Genomic DNA, 14,413 nt, shown 5'->3' with positions numbered 1-14,413 from the left:
CGCGCGCGGGCGGTTTCGTTTACAGCGCCGGGGCCGTGCTCTAGCTAGCGGAAGGGGAAGGAGAAAGCCGGTCCATGCGCTTCGTCAAAGGTCTCTGGAAGGTCCTCGTCGGAATCAAGGACGCTCTGGTCCTGCTCCTGCTCCTGCTGTTCTTCGGCGGCCTCTACGCCGCCCTGTCGGCGACTCCGCACGCCGGCGGCCCGACCAACGGCGCCCTCGTCCTACGCATCGACGGCCCGATCGTCGAGCAGCCGGCCGAGGTCGATCCGTGGCTGGCGCTGGCCGGCCAGAACCTGCCGCGCGAATATCGAGTCGCCGACCTCGTCCACGCGCTCGACACCGCGGCGGCCGACGCGCGCATCGAGGCGGTGGTGCTCGATCTCGACCTGTTCGCCGGCGGCCGCCAGGTCGCGCTGGGCGACGTCGCCGACGCGATCGACCGCGCCCGCGCCGGCGGCAAGCGCGTGCTCGCTTACGCGACCGGCTATGACGACGACACCTATCAGCTCGCGTCGCACGCCGACGAAGTCTGGCTGAGCCCGATGGGCGCGGTCCTGCTCACCGGGCCGGGCGGCACCAACCTCTATTATGCCGAATTGCTCGAGCGGCTCGGAATCACCGCCAACGTCTATCGCGTCGGCGCATTCAAATCGGCGGTCGAGCCGTTCACTCGAAGCGACATGTCGCCCGAGGCGCGGCAGGCGAGCCAGGCGCTCGCCGACGCGCTGTGGGAGCAGTGGCGCCAGGACGTGCGGCGGGCGCGGCCGCGGGCCCAGGTCGATCCCTATGTGGCCGACCCCACCGGCGCGGTCATGCGCCACAATGGCGACTTGGCGCACACCGCCCGCGAGATGGGCCTGGTCGACCGGATCGGCGACCGCGCCACGTTCAACGCCCGAGTCGCCGAGCTGGTCGGACGCGGCCACGAGGCGGTGCCGAACAGCTACCGCGCCGTCCAGTACCGCTCCTTCCTCGAGCGCAACCCGCTCGAGCGCCAGGGCAATGTCGGAATCCTCACCATCGCCGGTGAGATCAGCGACGGCGAGACCGGCACCGGCCAGGCCGGCGCGGCGACGATCGTGCGCACGCTCGAACAGGGCATGCGCGACCATGATCTGCGCGCCCTGGTGGTGCGGATCGACTCGCCGGGCGGCTCGGCGACGGGCTCGGAGCGGATTCGCCAGGCGCTGCTCAACGTGAAGCGGCGCGGAATCCCGGTCGTCGTCTCGTTCGGCTCGGTCGCGGCGAGCGGCGGCTACTGGATCGGCGCGGCGGGCGACCGAATCTTCGCCGAGCCGAGCACGATCACCGGCTCGATCGGCGTGTTCGGCGTGCTTCCGAGCTTCGAGGGGACTCTGCGCAACATCGGAGTCGGGGTCGACGGCGTGCGCACCACCCCGCTGTCGGGCGAGCCGGACCTGCTGCGCGGGCCGTCGGACGAAGCCGACCGCCTGCTGCAGCTCGGCGTCGAGGGCATGTATCGGCGCTTCCTCACGCTCGTTTCGCAGGCGCGCAACTTGCCGGTCCAGCGAGTCCACGAGATCGGCCAGGGCCGGGTGTGGGACGGCGGCACCGCCCGCCAGCTCGGCCTGGTCGACCAGTTCGGCTCGCTCCAGGACGCCGTCAACGAGGTGGCGCGGCGCGCCAATCTGGAAGCCGACCAGGTCCGCGCCGTCCACTTCGCGCCGCAGACCGACTGGTTCGACCGCTATTTCGGCCGTCTCGCCCAGAGCTTCGCGGCGGCGCCCGCGGCGTCCGAGCCGGATCCCTTCGCGCGGCTGCGCGCCCGGCCCGAGGCACTGATCGCCCGCGCGCTCGGCGACGCCCAAAGCCTTCTGCGCGGGCCGGCGATCCAGGCGCGCTGCCTCGACTGCCCGTCCTCCTACGAGACGGTGCCGAGCGGTGCCGCCGCCAGCCTGTGGCGCGGCCTGGTGGAGCGCGCGGCGGCGCGATGATCGTCCGCTTCGCCGCGTCGGACGACGCCGCGGCCATCGCCGCGCTGTACGCGCCCTTCGTCGAGGGCAGCGCGGTGAGCATGGAGGATTCGGCGCCGACGCCGGAGGAGATGGCCGTTCGGATCGCCGGTGGCGGCGAGCTCTATCCCTGGCTGGTCGCCGACGAGGACGGCCGAGTCGCCGGCTTCGCGTCGGCGTCCCGGTTCCGCCCGCGGCAGGGCTATCGCTTCACGGTCGAGACGTCGGTCTACGTGGTGCCCGACCGGCAGGGCGCCGGCCTCGGCCGAGCGCTCTATACGGCGCTGATCGACCTGCTGGTGCGCCAGGGCTTCACCCAGGCGATCGCCGCGCTCACCGAGCCGAACCCGGGCAGCGCCGGCCTCCACCGCGCGATGGGCTTCAAGAAATGCGGCACCTACGGCCAAGTCGGCTGGAAGCTCGATCGCTGGTGGGACATCGGACTGTGGCAATGCCCGCTCGCGCCGCAGCGGACGCCGCCGCAGGAGCCGATTCCGTATCGCGATGCCGGGCTGAAGCTTCCGGGCTAGCGCGCTCCCCTGCGCGAAGTCGTGGCGGGGCGTGCCATCGCGCCGCTCAATGCGCCGCCGTCTGCTGCCGCCGGGACCAATCGATCGGGCCGCTGACGAAGCGGCTGCGCAGCTGCTCGAGGCTGACGCGGTTGCCGTCGCGGAAGAAGCCGCGCACCCGCTCGCCGGCCGGGCCGTCCGGATAGCCGGTTCCGGTCAGCCGCACCCGCGTGCCGGCGCCGGCGGACTCCAGCTCGATCACGGCCGTCGTCCGGGCGAAGGCTTCCGCGTCGGGAAAACCGGGCGGGAATTGAACGGTGCGGAATACGATCAGCCGGTTCGGCACGCGCGCGAGAAATCGTTGGCGGATATTGGCGGGGTCGCCCGCCCGGGCACCAGGCGCATAGCTCGTCTCGATCAGGTCGGGATCGCTCGCCACGGCCCATGCATTCGGCACCGCCCAGCTGCGCCAGCCGTCCGCCGTCGCCAGCGCCGCATAGACCTGATCGACGGGTGCGGGGATGGTGGTTTCGTGACTGAGGCTGTGCGTGCCGTCGGGTGCGGCGGCCTCGCTGATCGCCACGGCGGGCATGCGCTGATAGCGCACCGTGCCGTTCATCGACGGGGCGTCGGCGGAGGTGGTGATGGCCTCGTAGGCGTCGTCGCCGACTCGGCGCCACTGCACGGACAGCGTGATCTGGCGTCCGTCGGGCCCGCGATAGCGCTCTTCGCCGAAATTGAGCCGGTCGGGCTCGGCGCCTAGCGTGCCCTGGCTGACCCCGCCGATCGAGTTGAAATAGACGAAGGCGACACGGCCCGCGCCGGCCGCGCTGTAGAAGGTCTCGCCGGAATAGACGCCGGCGCCGGGCCCGACGACATGACGGTCGCGGATATGCTGGCCACCATAGACGCTCTCGAAGCAATGGCGGTCGCTCTTGCCGTCGGGAAGCGTTCCTTCCCAGCAATTGCCGACGAGAAATTCGAGCGGCTGGAACTCGGCGCGCAAGGCCGGCTGAACAGCCGCAAGTGCGAGCGCGGTCAACAACATTCCTACCTCCCCTTCAGGCCGCCGCCGGCACCCTGGCGCCGGTGAGCAGGTCGATATGGGCACGAAGCTGTGCCACGTTGCGGTCGAAATAGCCGACGTCGCGATGGGTGCGTGCCTGCATCACGCCGCCCTCCATCACGGTCAGCACGAATTCGGCGAGCGCCTGGAAATCGGTGTCCGGCGGAAAGCGGTCGGACGCCGCCTCGAAGCAGGCGCGCACCGCCGCGACCCAGGCCTGGAAATTCTGGGCGAGCCGCTCGCGCACCGCGGGGTCGGCCTCGTGAAGCTCGAGCGCGAGGCTGCCGATCGGGCAGCCATAGCTGCACTCGGTCTGGAGAATCAGGCCGCGATAGAGCGCGAGAAGCTTGAACACCCGCTCGACCGGGTCCGGCTCGCCGCCCCAGGCCGGCTCGAGCAGCATCGGGCCGATGCCGTCGCGATAGGCCTCGAGCACCGCGACCAGCACGTCCTGCTTGCCTGGGAAGAAATGGTAGAGGCTGCCGCTGTTGAGCTGGGTGCGGCTGAGGATGTCGGCGATCGAGGTCGAGCCGTAGCCCTTGAGCCAGAACAGCTCCATCGCCGCCTCGATGATCTTCGCGCGGGTGTCGCTCGGTGCCATTTCCGGAGCTTAGTTGAACGGTCAATCAAGTGTCAAGAGGCCGGCTTGGGGTCGGCCACGCTTCCGCTCGCTCCGCGTCTCGGATAGGCGTGCCGTATGTCTCAAATCGCCACCATCCTGCTGCTCGGTTCGGGAGAGCTCGGCCGCGAGTTCACCATTTCCGCCAAGCGCCTCGGCGCCCGGGTTGTCGCCTGCGACAGCTATGAAGGCGCGCCGGCGATGCAGCTTGCCGACAGGTCGGAAGTCTTCCCGATGCTCGACGGCGCGCGGCTCCGGGCCGCGGTCGAGACGCATCGGCCCGACTTCGTCGTCCCGGAGATCGAGGCGATCCGCACCGAGGAGTTGGAGGCGCTGGAAAGCGAGGGCTGGCACGTCGTCCCGTCGGCGCGGGCCGCGGCGATGACGATGAACCGCGACGCGATCCGAAGCCTCGCCGTCGAGACCTTGGGCCTCAGGACTTCGCGCTACCGCTTCGCCGAGAGCCTCGACGAGGTGCTGGCGGCCGCCGGGCACACCGGTCTTCCCTGCGTGATCAAGCCGGTCATGTCCTCCTCCGGCAAGGGCCAGTCGACGGTGCGCGATGCAGCCGAGCTGGAGACCGCGTGGAGCTATGCGGTCGCCAACATGCGCGGCGACCGGCCGCGGGTGATCGTCGAGGAGTATATCGCCTTCGACTATGAGATCACGCTGCTCACCGTACGCACGCGCGACGGAATCCTGTTCTGCCCGCCGGTCGGCCACACCCAGGAGCATGGCGACTATCGCGAGAGCTGGCAGCCGATGGCGATGTCAGACGTGGCGCTCGGCCAGGCGCAGGACATGGCGCGCGCCGTCGTGGAGGATCTGGGCGGCTACGGCTTGTTCGGGGTCGAGTTCTTCGTCCGCGGCGACGAGGCGATCTTCTCCGAGCTGAGCCCGCGACCGCACGACACCGGCATGGTCACATTGATCTCGCAGGAACTGTCCGAGTTCGACCTCCACGCCCGCGCCATCCTCGGCCTGCCGATCCCCGATGTCGGATTCCGCGGCCCCTCGGCTTCGGCGGTGATCCTCGCCGACAGGGAGGCGGATCGCTTCCGCTTCGACGGGCTGCCGGAGGCGCTCAGCCTCGGGTCGCCGGGCAAGCCGGTCGACGTCCGAATCTTCGGCAAGCCGGTCACTCGACCCAACCGCCGCATGGGCGTCGCCCTCGCGCGCGCCGGCAATACGGACGAAGCGCGCTCGCTCGCCCGGGCCGCCGCCGCAGCGGTGCGGATCGATTATCCGGTCTAGCGGTCGTAGCCGGGCAGCGACCAGCCGCGGGCGATGGCGGCGGCGCGCAAGGTGAAGCCGGCCAGCGCTGCGACCGGTCCGGCGACCGAGCCCGGAACGCCCGCCATCATCAGCGCCACCGTCAGCGCCGCGGAGAGCGCCGCCGCGGTGACGTAGAGCTCGGGCCGCATCAATATGCTGGGCTCGCCGACCAGAACGTCGCGGATGATGCCGCCGAGGCAGGCGGTGAGCACGCCCATCCCGATCGCCGGCAGCGGCGCAACCCCATAAGCGAGGCCCTTCGCGGCGCCGAAGCTCGCATAAGCGGCGAGGCCGACGGCATCGAGCCACAGCAGCGCCTGGCCCTGGAGCAGTCGCTGCGGCAGCAGCCACACGATCAGCGCCGCAGCAACGCAGATGACCAGCACGGTGTTTGCGGAGATCCAGAAGACCGGAGCGCCGATCAGAAGGTCGCGCACCGTGCCGCCGCCGACTCCGGTGATCACCGCGAAGAAGATGAAGGTGACGAGCGTCTGGCGCTTGGCCGCCGCGACCAGCGCCCCGGTCAGCGCGAACAGGAAGATGCCGGCGAGGTCGAGCAGAGCGAGCGCGGGGCCGAGGGCGGCGGGAACGGTGCCGGGTTCCATCCTAGCCTCCTGCCGCCGCGGCCTGGGCGCGCCTGCGCCGCCGGCGGACGGTCAGGGGCAGCAGGACGAGGCCGAGCGCCACCGACACCGCGGCGACACCCGCGAAGGCCCGCACCCAGACATTGTTGAAATTGTCGCGCGTGCCGGGGTCCATGATGTGGAGGCCCCACATGAAATCGTAGAAGCGCCACAACGCCGTGCGCCGGGCCACGATCTCGCCGGTCGCGGCGTTGACGTAAAAGCGCGTGCCGTCGGTCATCGTCACCCGCCACGCCGCGATCGGGCGCCGGAGCTCGACCGGCGGGTCATCGGCGGACGTGCGGTCGACCCCGGCGACGCTCGCCTCGCCCTGGTAGCGCGCCTGGACCTCGGCAACGGCCTCGGGGGCGGACAGGGGCGGCAGGACGCGTCCGGTGGCGGCGTCGGCCATCCGCACCTCGCCATCGGCGAAGCGCACGAGCCAGCGCGGGCCGATCGCGCGCTGCTCGAGGCTGAGCGAGAGGACCGGCCGCGGCCCGGTCGGCGGCACCATTGCGGGCGCCGCGAGCGCAACCGGCCGGGGTTCCGACAGCAGGTGCTCGCCGCGCACGGTCTCGATCGGGAAAGCGACCATGACCAGGCCCGAGATCGTCCAGATCAGTAGCGGAATGCCGACGATCCAGCCGAGCCAGATGTGGATCCGGCGCAGTTGCTGACGCATCGGCCGGGGGACTGCCCTAGACGTGGATCGGCTTCCCGTTGACCGCCATCGCCGCTTCCTTGAGCGCTTCCGAATGGGTCGGGTGGGCGTGGCAGGTGTAGGCGATGTCCTCGGACGTCGCTCCGAACTCCATCGCCTGGGCGGCCTGGCCGATCATGGTGCCGGCGACCGAGGCGACCATCCACACGCCGAGGACGCGGTCGGACTTGGCGTCGGCGATCACCTTCACGAAGCCGTCCGGCTCGCGGTTGGTCTTGGCGCGGCTGTTGCCGAGCATCGGGAACTTGCCGACTTTCACGTCGCCATATTTCGCCTTGGCGTCCTCCTCGGTGAGGCCGACTCCGGCGATCTCGGGCATGGTGTAGACGACGCTCGGGATGACGTCGTGATTGACGATGCCGATCTGGCCCGCGATCACCTCGGCGCAGGCGATGCCCTCGTCCTCGGCCTTGTGGGCGAGCATCGGGCCGGGGGTCACATCGCCAATCGCGTAGATTCCGGAAACGCCGGTGCGGAAGTCGTGGTCGACCTCGATCTGGCCGCGATTGTTGACCTTCACCCCGGCCTTTTCGAGGTCGAGGCCGTCGGTGTTCGGCCGGCGTCCGATCGACACCAGGACGTGGCTCGCCTCGATCGTCTCGGCCGCGCCGCCCTTGGCGGGCTCAACGGTCAGGGTGACGCCAGCGCCGTTCTTCTCGGCCTTGGTCACCTTGGTGCCGAGGCGGTAGGCGAAGCCCTGCTTCTTGAAGATCTTGTTGGCTTCCTTGCGGACGTCGCCGTCCATTCCGGGCAGGATCTGGTCGAGGAACTCGACGACGGTGACCTGGGCGCCGAGGCGCCGCCACACCGAGCCGAGCTCGAGACCGATCACGCCGCCGCCGATCACGACGAGATGCTCCGGCACTTCGCCGAGCTCGAGAGCGCCGGTCGAATCGACGATCCGCTCCTGGTCGATCTCGACGCCCGGAAGCGGGGTCACCGACGAGCCGGTGGCGATGATGAAGTTCTTGGCGGTGTAGCTCGCGCCCGCGACATCGATGCTGTTGGCGCCGGTGAACTTGGCGTGGCCCTTCAGCCACTCGACCTTGTTCTTCTTGAACAGGAACTCGATTCCGCCGGTGAGGCCCTTGATCGCTTCCTGGCGGCCGGCGTGCATCGCGCCGAGGTCAAGCTCGACTCCGCTGGTCTTGACGCCCCACTTGGCGAGGACGCCGTGATTGGCTTCCTCGAACAACTCGGACGCGTGGAGAAGCGCCTTGGACGGGATGCAGCCGACGTTGAGGCAGGTGCCGCCCAGAGTCTCGCGGCTCTCGACGCAGGCGGTCTTGAGGCCAAGCTGGGCGGCGCGGATCGCCGCCACATAGCCGCCCGGCCCAGCGCCGATCACGATCACGTCGAAATTGGTGTCAGCCATAACTCGTCTTTCGTTGGGGGCGCGATCAGAGGTCGATCAGCAGCCGCATCGGGTCCTCGAGCGCTTCCTTGATGCGCACGAGGAAGGTGACCGCCTCGCGGCCGTCGATCAGTCGGTGGTCGTAGGACAGAGCCAGGTACATCATCGGGCGGACCACGATCTGGCCGTTCTCGACCACCGGCCGCTCGTCGATGCGGTGCATGCCGAGCACCGCCGAATGCGGCGGGTTGATGATCGGGGTCGACATCAGCGATCCGAACACGCCGCCATTGGTGATCGTGAAGGTTCCGCCGCGCATCTCCTCGATCTTCAGCGTGCCCTCCTTGGCGCGCTTGCCGAAGTCGGCGATGGTCTTCTCGACCTCTGCAAAACTCAACTTGTCGGCGTCGCGGATGACCGGGACGACTAGGCCCTGCGGCGCCGACACGGCGACCGAGATGTCGGCATAGTCGCGGTAGACGATCTCGTCGCCCTCGATCGAGGCGTTGACCGCGGGAACGTCGCGAAGCGCCAGCGTGGCGGCCTTCACGAAGAAGCTCATGAAGCCGAGGCGGATGCCGTGTTTCTTCTCGAACAGGTCCTTGTAGCGGCCGCGCGCCGCCATAACCGCGCTCATGTCGACGTCGTTGAACGTCGTCAGCATCGCGGCGGTGTTCTGCGCTTCCTTGAGGCGGCTCGCGATGGTCTGGCGCAGGCGCGTCATGCGCACCCGCTCCTCGCGGCGCTCGCCGGTCGCGGCGGCTGCAGGGGCAGGCGCTGGGGCCTGGGCGGCGGGAGCCGGCGCCGGCGCCGCCTTCTGCGCCTTGGCGGCGGCGAGCACGTCGTCCTTGGTTAGGCGCCCGTCCTTGCCGGTGCCCTTGATCTTGGACGGGTCGAGATGATGCTCGAGCACGACGCGGCGCACTGCCGGCGACAGCGTGAGGTTGCCGTGCTCGTCGACCTCGCCGCCATCCCCTTCGTCGCGAAGCTCGATATTCTCGCCGGCATTCTCCTGCACGGTCGCGGCGACGGCCTGCTGGGGCGCGGCCGACGGCTTGGCGGCGGCGCCGTTGGTCTCGATGCGCGCGATCACCGCGCCGACCTCGACATTGTCGCCCTCGGCGACGAGTTGCTCGCCCATCGTCCCGGCGACCGGCGCGTTGACCTCGACCGCGACCTTGTCGGTCTCAAGGCTCGCGATCGCCTCGTCGGCCGCGACCGCGTCGCCGGGCTGCTTCAGCCACTGGCCGACCGTGGCCTCGGTGATCGACTCGCCAAGCGTTGGAACCTTGACGTCGGTAGCCATTCAAAAACCCTCTTGTTCAGCCCGCGCCCGGCGCGGCCTAGGACTTGCTGTCGATGCCGAGCGCGTCGGCGATGAGCGCGGCCTGCTCGGCTGCGTGGCGTTTGGCAAGGCCCGTCGCCGGAGAAGCGGAGGACGGACGTCCGGCATAGCGCGCCCGCTGCGGCTTCGCGCCCGCCTCGGCGAGGCATTGCTCGATCAGCGGATCGACGAAGAACCAGGCACCTTGGTTCTTCGGTTCCTCCTGAGCCCAGACCACGGTCTCAAGGTCGGTCATGCGCTTGAGGCGATCGACCAAAGGCTCGGACGGGAAGGGGTAGAGCTGCTCGATGCGCACGATCGTGGTGTCGCGCGCGCCGGCCTTGTCGCGCGCCTCGATGAGGTCGTAGGCGACCTTGCCGCTGCACAGGACGAGGCGCTTCACGTCGGCATCGGCCGGCGGCGCGGTGTCCGACATGATTCGGCGAAAATGACTGTCGCCGGTGAAGTCGCTCGCGCTCGACACCGCCAGCTTGTGGCGAAGCAGCGACTTGGGCGTCATCATGATCAGCGGCTTGCGGAAGTCGCGGCGCATCTGCCGGCGCAGGATGTGGAAATAGTTGGCCGGGGTCGTGCAGTTGGCGACCTGCATATTGTCCTCGGCGCACAGCTGCAGGAACCGTTCGGGTCGAGCCGAGCTGTGCTCGGGGCCCTGGCCTTCGTAGCCGTGCGGCAGGAGCATCACGAGGCCGTTGGCGCGAAGCCATTTGGCTTCGCCGGCGGCGATGAACTGGTCGATAATGACCTGGGCGCCGTTGACGAAGTCGCCGAACTGCGCCTCCCACAGCACCAGGCTGCGCGGGTCGGCCGAGGCATAGCCATATTCGAAGCCGAGCACGCCGAATTCGGAGAGCGGGCTGTCGCGAACCTCGAAGCGGCCGCCGTCGACATGGCACAGCGGGATGTAGCGCTCGCCGGTCTGCTGATTGCGCCACACGGCGTGGCGTTGGCTGAAGGTGCCGCGGCCGCTGTCCTGGCCCGACAGGCGGACCTGATGGCCTTCCTTGACGAGGCTTCCGAAGGCGAGCGCCTCGGCGGTCGCCCAGTCGAAGCCTTCGCCGCTCTCGAACATCGCCTTCTTGGCATCGAGGACGCGCTGGAGAGTCTTGTGAATTGTGAAGCCGGGCGGGACAGTGGTGATGATCCGACCGATCTCTTCCATTGCCTCCGGTTCGATCGCGGTGACGACGTTGCGGCGCTCGGTCTCCGGAGTGTCGGGACGGCCGAGACCTTTCCAGCGCCCGCCGAACCAATCGGCCTTGTTGGGCAGATAGGATTTGGCCGCCTCGAACTCGTCCTCGAGCGTGGCGACATAAGCCTTCCGCATCTCCTCGACCTGGTGAGCGTCGACGACGCGCTCGCGCTCGAGGCGCTCGGCATAGATTTCCGAGACCGGGGGATGATTGCGGATCTTGGCGTACATGAGCGGCTGGGTGAAGCTCGGCTCGTCGCCCTCATTGTGGCCGAAGCGGCGGTAGCACCACATGTCGATGACGATGTCGCGCCGGAAGGTCTGGCGGTACTCGATCGCCAGCTTGCAGGCGAAGGTCACCGCCTCGGGATCGTCGCCGTTGACGTGGAGGATCGGCGCCTGGACGATCTTGGCGACGTCCGACGGGTAAGGCGAGGAGCGCGCGAAGCGCGGGCTCGTGGTGAAGCCGATCTGGTTGTTGATGACGAAGTGGAGGCAGCCGCCGGTGTCGTAGCCCGGCAGGTCGGAGAAGCCGAAGCACTCCGCGACGATGCCCTGGCCGGCAAAGGCGGCGTCGCCGTGGAGGAGCACCGGCAGGACCTTGGCGCCCTCGCTGTCGCCGATCGCGGTCTGCTCGGCCTTGACCTTGCCGAGAACGACCGGGTCGACCGCCTCGAGATGGCTCGGGTTGGCAACCAGCGACAGGTGAACCTTCACGCCGTCGAACTCGCGGTCCGACGAGGTGCCGAGATGGTATTTGACGTCGCCCGAGCCGCCGACATCCTCGGGATTGGCGGAGCCGCCGGCGAATTCGGAGAAGATCGCACGGTAGGGCTTGCCCATCACGTTGGCGAGCACGTTGAGGCGGCCGCGGTGCGCCATTCCGATGACGATCTGAGAGATTCCGAACTGGCCGCCATATTTGATGACGGCTTCCAGCGCCGGGACCATGGATTCACCGCCGTCGAGGCCGAAGCGCTTGGTGCCGACATATTTGCGGGCGAGGAACTTCTCCCACTGCTCGCCCTGGATGACCTTACCGAGAATCGCCTGCTTGCCCTCGGGCGTGAACGCGATCGCGGCGTCCTTGCCTTCCATCCGCTCCTGCAGGAAGCGGCGCTCGGCGAGGTCGTTGATGTGCATATATTCGAGGCCGACATGGCCGCAATAATTGCGGCGCAGCACCTCGACGATCTCGCGCACGGTGGCGGTCTTGAAGCCGAGAGCGCCGTCGAGATAGATCGGCCGGTCGCTGTTCGGATCGAGGCCGTGGAATTCGGGCGTCAAATCCTCGGGCAACTCGCGCTCGTGAAGGCCGAGCGGGTCAAGATCGGCGGCGAGGTGGCCGCGCACCCGGTAGGTGCGGATCAGCATCATCGCCCGGACGACGTCCTGCGCCGCCTGGTGGATCGCGTCCTCGCTGACCGGCGCAGACTTGGCGGCCGGAGCCGCGGCGGCCGCGGCCTTGGCGCCGTTGGCCGGCTTGTCGATCGCCGCCTGGGTCGGGTCGAGGCCCGCGGTCAGAGCGTCGGTGTCGGACGGTGGCCAGTTGGACCGCTGCCAGCTCGGCCCCGACACCATCTGTGCCGCGCCTTCGAACCAGCGCTGCCAGTGCGGCTCCACCGACGCGGGGTCGGACGAATAGCGCGCGTAGAGCGACTGGAGGTAAGCGGGACTCACCCCCTCCAGCATCTGAGCAGCATCATCCTCGCGCGCCATTAATCGTCTCGAACTCTCTGAAGGACGGGCGGTATCTAGCCCCTCGCTGACCGGCTTTAAACCTCCGTCAGGCGGTGGCGAGCAGCTCGGCGAGGGTGGTGCCGAGCTCGGACGGGCTCGGCGACACACGGATGCCGGCCGCTTCCATCGCCGCGATCTTGTCCTCGGCGCCGCCCTGGCCACCCGACACGATCGCTCCGGCATGGCCCATGCGCCGGCCCGGAGGGGCGGTTCGGCCGGCGATGAAGCCGACCATCGGCTTGGAGCGGCCCTTCTTCGCCTCGTCGGCGATGAACTGGGCGGCTTCCTCCTCGGCCGAGCCGCCGATCTCGCCGATCATGATGATCGACTTGGTCTCGGGGTCGGCGAGGAACAGCTCCAGCACGTCGATGAAGTTGGTGCCGTTGACCGGGTCGCCGCCGATCCCGACCGCGGTGGTCTGGCCGAGGCCGGCGTTGGAGGTCTGGAACACCGCCTCATAGGTGAGCGTGCCCGAGCGGCTGACGATGCCGACGCTGCCCTTACGGAAGATGTTGCCCGGCATGATGCCGATCTTGCACTCTTCCGGGGTCAGGACGCCGGGGCAGTTCGGGCCAATCAGGCGCGACTTCGAGCCGGCCAGGGCGCGCTTGACGCGCACCATGTCGAGCACCGGAATGCCCTCGGTGATGGTGACGATCAGCGGCACCTCGGCGTCGATCGCCTCGAGGATCGAATCCGCGGCAAAGGGCGGCGGAACGTAGATGACCGACGCGTCGGCGCCGGTCGCCTTCACCGCCTCTTCCACGGTGTCGAACACGGGCAGGCCGATATGGGTCTGGCCGCCTTTGCCCGGCGTCACGCCGCCGACCATCTTGGTGCCGTAGGCGAGCGCCTGCTGGGTGTGGAACGTACCGGTCTCGCCGGTCATGCCCTGGGTGATGACGCGGGTGTTCGCGTTGACGAGAATGCTCATGGATTTCTTTCTAGAATGATCAGCTCAGCGAGCTGTCGATACCCTTGCAGGCAACCAGCAGTTCCTTGACCGCGTCGACCGAGACGGCGAGGTTGGCCTTGGCTTCGTCGTCGAGCTCGATCTCGACGATCTGCTCGGCGCCGCCGCCGCCGATGATCACCGGGACGCCGACATAGAGGTCGTCGATGCCATACTGACCGGTGAGGTGAGCGGCGCACGGAAGCAGGCGCTTCTGGTCGCCGAGATAGGATTCGGCCATCGCGATCGCGCTCGCCGCCGGGGCGTAGAAGGCCGAACCGGTCTTGAGCAGAGCGACGATCTCGCCGCCGCCGCCGCGGGTGCGCTTTACGATCGCGTCGATCCGCTCCTGGGTCGACCGGCCCTGCTTGATGAGGTCGGGAACCGGAATGCCGGCGACGGTCGAATATTGAACGACCGGCACCATCGTGTCGCCGTGCCCGCCGAGCACGAACGTGTTCACGTCCTTCACCGAAACCTGGAATTCCTCGGCGATGAAATGGCTGAAGCGCGCGCTGTCGAGCACGCCCGCCATGCCGACCACCCTGTTGTGCGGAAGACCCGAGAATTCGCGGAGCGCCCACACCATCGCGTCGAGCGGGTTGGTGATGCAGATGACGAACGCGTCGGGGGCGTGCTGCTTGATGCCCTCGCCGACCGCCTTCATCACCTTGAGGTTGATTCCGAGCAGATCGTCGCGGCTCATGCCCGGCTTGCGCGGAACGCCGGCGGTGACGATCACGACGTCGGCGCCGGCGATGTCGGCATAATCGTTGGTGCCGGTCAGCTTGGCGTCGAAGCCCTCGACCGGGCCGCACTGGGCGAGGTCGAGCGCCTTGCCCTGCGGAACGCCCTCGACGACGTCGAACAGGACGATGTCGCCAAGTTCCTTCTGAGCGGCGAGATGGGCGAGCGTTCCGCCGATATTGCCTGCCCCGATGAGCGCGATCTTCTTGCGAGCCATGTGAAGCTCCCCCTTTCCCCGAATCTGAAAAGCGAAGGGGCTGCGGGCGCAGCCGATTGCGAAGCCGCCTAGACCCGAGCGCC

General features: G+C 68.7%; 12 protein-coding genes. 3 read left to right on the top strand and 9 right to left on the bottom strand.

The window, feature by feature from the left end:
* Nucleotides 1-74: 74 nt before the first annotated feature.
* Together sppA and G7B71_RS07280 are read left to right on the top strand one after the other, a co-directional pair.
* Nucleotides 75-1,955, top strand: a complete 1,881-nt coding sequence (gene sppA / locus G7B71_RS07285) for a signal peptide peptidase SppA (RefSeq protein WP_166039391.1) — start codon at nucleotides 75-77, stop codon at nucleotides 1,953-1,955.
* Entirely contained in the window at nucleotides 1,952-2,503 is a 552-nt protein-coding gene (locus G7B71_RS07280) for a GNAT family N-acetyltransferase (protein ID WP_166039389.1), read from the top strand. The genes sppA and G7B71_RS07280 overlap by 4 nt, the downstream gene beginning before the upstream one ends.
* A gap of 46 nt (nucleotides 2,504-2,549) precedes the next feature.
* On the opposite strand, the gene G7B71_RS07275 is transcribed toward G7B71_RS07280, so the two are convergent.
* Both G7B71_RS07275 and G7B71_RS07270 read right to left on the bottom strand, forming a co-directional pair.
* Entirely contained in the window at nucleotides 2,550-3,530 is a 981-nt protein-coding gene (locus tag G7B71_RS07275; protein ID WP_166039388.1) for an SRPBCC domain-containing protein, read from the bottom strand.
* Between the two features lie 13 nt (nucleotides 3,531-3,543).
* On the bottom strand, nucleotides 3,544-4,149 hold the full coding sequence (locus tag G7B71_RS07270; protein ID WP_166039386.1) for a TetR/AcrR family transcriptional regulator: 606 nt from the start codon (nucleotides 4,147-4,149) through the stop codon (nucleotides 3,544-3,546).
* Nucleotides 4,150-4,245: 96 nt separating this feature from the next.
* On the opposite strand from G7B71_RS07270, the gene purT reads away from it, so the two are divergent.
* Entirely contained in the window at nucleotides 4,246-5,421 is a 1,176-nt protein-coding gene (gene purT / locus G7B71_RS07265; protein WP_166039384.1) for a formate-dependent phosphoribosylglycinamide formyltransferase, read from the top strand.
* Here purT and G7B71_RS07260 read toward each other — a convergent pair.
* From G7B71_RS07260 to mdh, 7 genes are all read right to left on the bottom strand, one after another.
* Nucleotides 5,418-6,047 (bottom strand): trimeric intracellular cation channel family protein, encoded by a 630-nt coding sequence (locus G7B71_RS07260; protein WP_166039382.1) that lies wholly within the window; start codon nucleotides 6,045-6,047, stop codon nucleotides 5,418-5,420. The two genes, purT and G7B71_RS07260, sit on opposite strands and share 4 nt — an antisense overlap.
* A 1-nt stretch (nucleotide 6,048) precedes the next feature.
* Entirely contained in the window at nucleotides 6,049-6,747 is a 699-nt protein-coding gene (locus G7B71_RS07255) for a PepSY domain-containing protein (protein ID WP_166039381.1), read from the bottom strand.
* Nucleotides 6,748-6,763: 16 nt separating this feature from the next.
* Nucleotides 6,764-8,161: a dihydrolipoyl dehydrogenase gene (gene lpdA / locus G7B71_RS07250; protein WP_166039379.1), complete on the bottom strand. Its 1,398-nt coding sequence runs from the start codon at nucleotides 8,159-8,161 to the stop codon at nucleotides 6,764-6,766.
* A gap of 25 nt (nucleotides 8,162-8,186) precedes the next feature.
* On the bottom strand, nucleotides 8,187-9,446 hold the full coding sequence (odhB, locus tag G7B71_RS07245) for a 2-oxoglutarate dehydrogenase complex dihydrolipoyllysine-residue succinyltransferase (protein WP_166039377.1): 1,260 nt from the start codon (nucleotides 9,444-9,446) through the stop codon (nucleotides 8,187-8,189).
* 37 nt (nucleotides 9,447-9,483) lie between these two features.
* Entirely contained in the window at nucleotides 9,484-12,393 is a 2,910-nt protein-coding gene (locus tag G7B71_RS07240; protein WP_166039375.1) for a 2-oxoglutarate dehydrogenase E1 component, read from the bottom strand.
* A 67-nt stretch (nucleotides 12,394-12,460) separates the two neighbouring features.
* On the bottom strand, nucleotides 12,461-13,348 hold the full coding sequence (gene sucD / locus G7B71_RS07235; protein WP_166039373.1) for a succinate--CoA ligase subunit alpha: 888 nt from the start codon (nucleotides 13,346-13,348) through the stop codon (nucleotides 12,461-12,463).
* 19 nt (nucleotides 13,349-13,367) lie between these two features.
* Nucleotides 13,368-14,330 (bottom strand): malate dehydrogenase, encoded by a 963-nt coding sequence (mdh, locus tag G7B71_RS07230; RefSeq protein WP_166039371.1) that lies wholly within the window; start codon nucleotides 14,328-14,330, stop codon nucleotides 13,368-13,370.
* Between the last annotated feature and the right edge of the window lie 83 nt (nucleotides 14,331-14,413).

Origin of the sequence: Sphingosinicella sp. YJ22, from assembly GCF_011320075.1 — a bacterium.
Classification (GTDB): Bacteria; Pseudomonadota; Alphaproteobacteria; order Sphingomonadales; family Sphingomonadaceae; genus Allosphingosinicella.
This window is presented reverse-complemented; position numbering and strand designations above follow the sequence as displayed.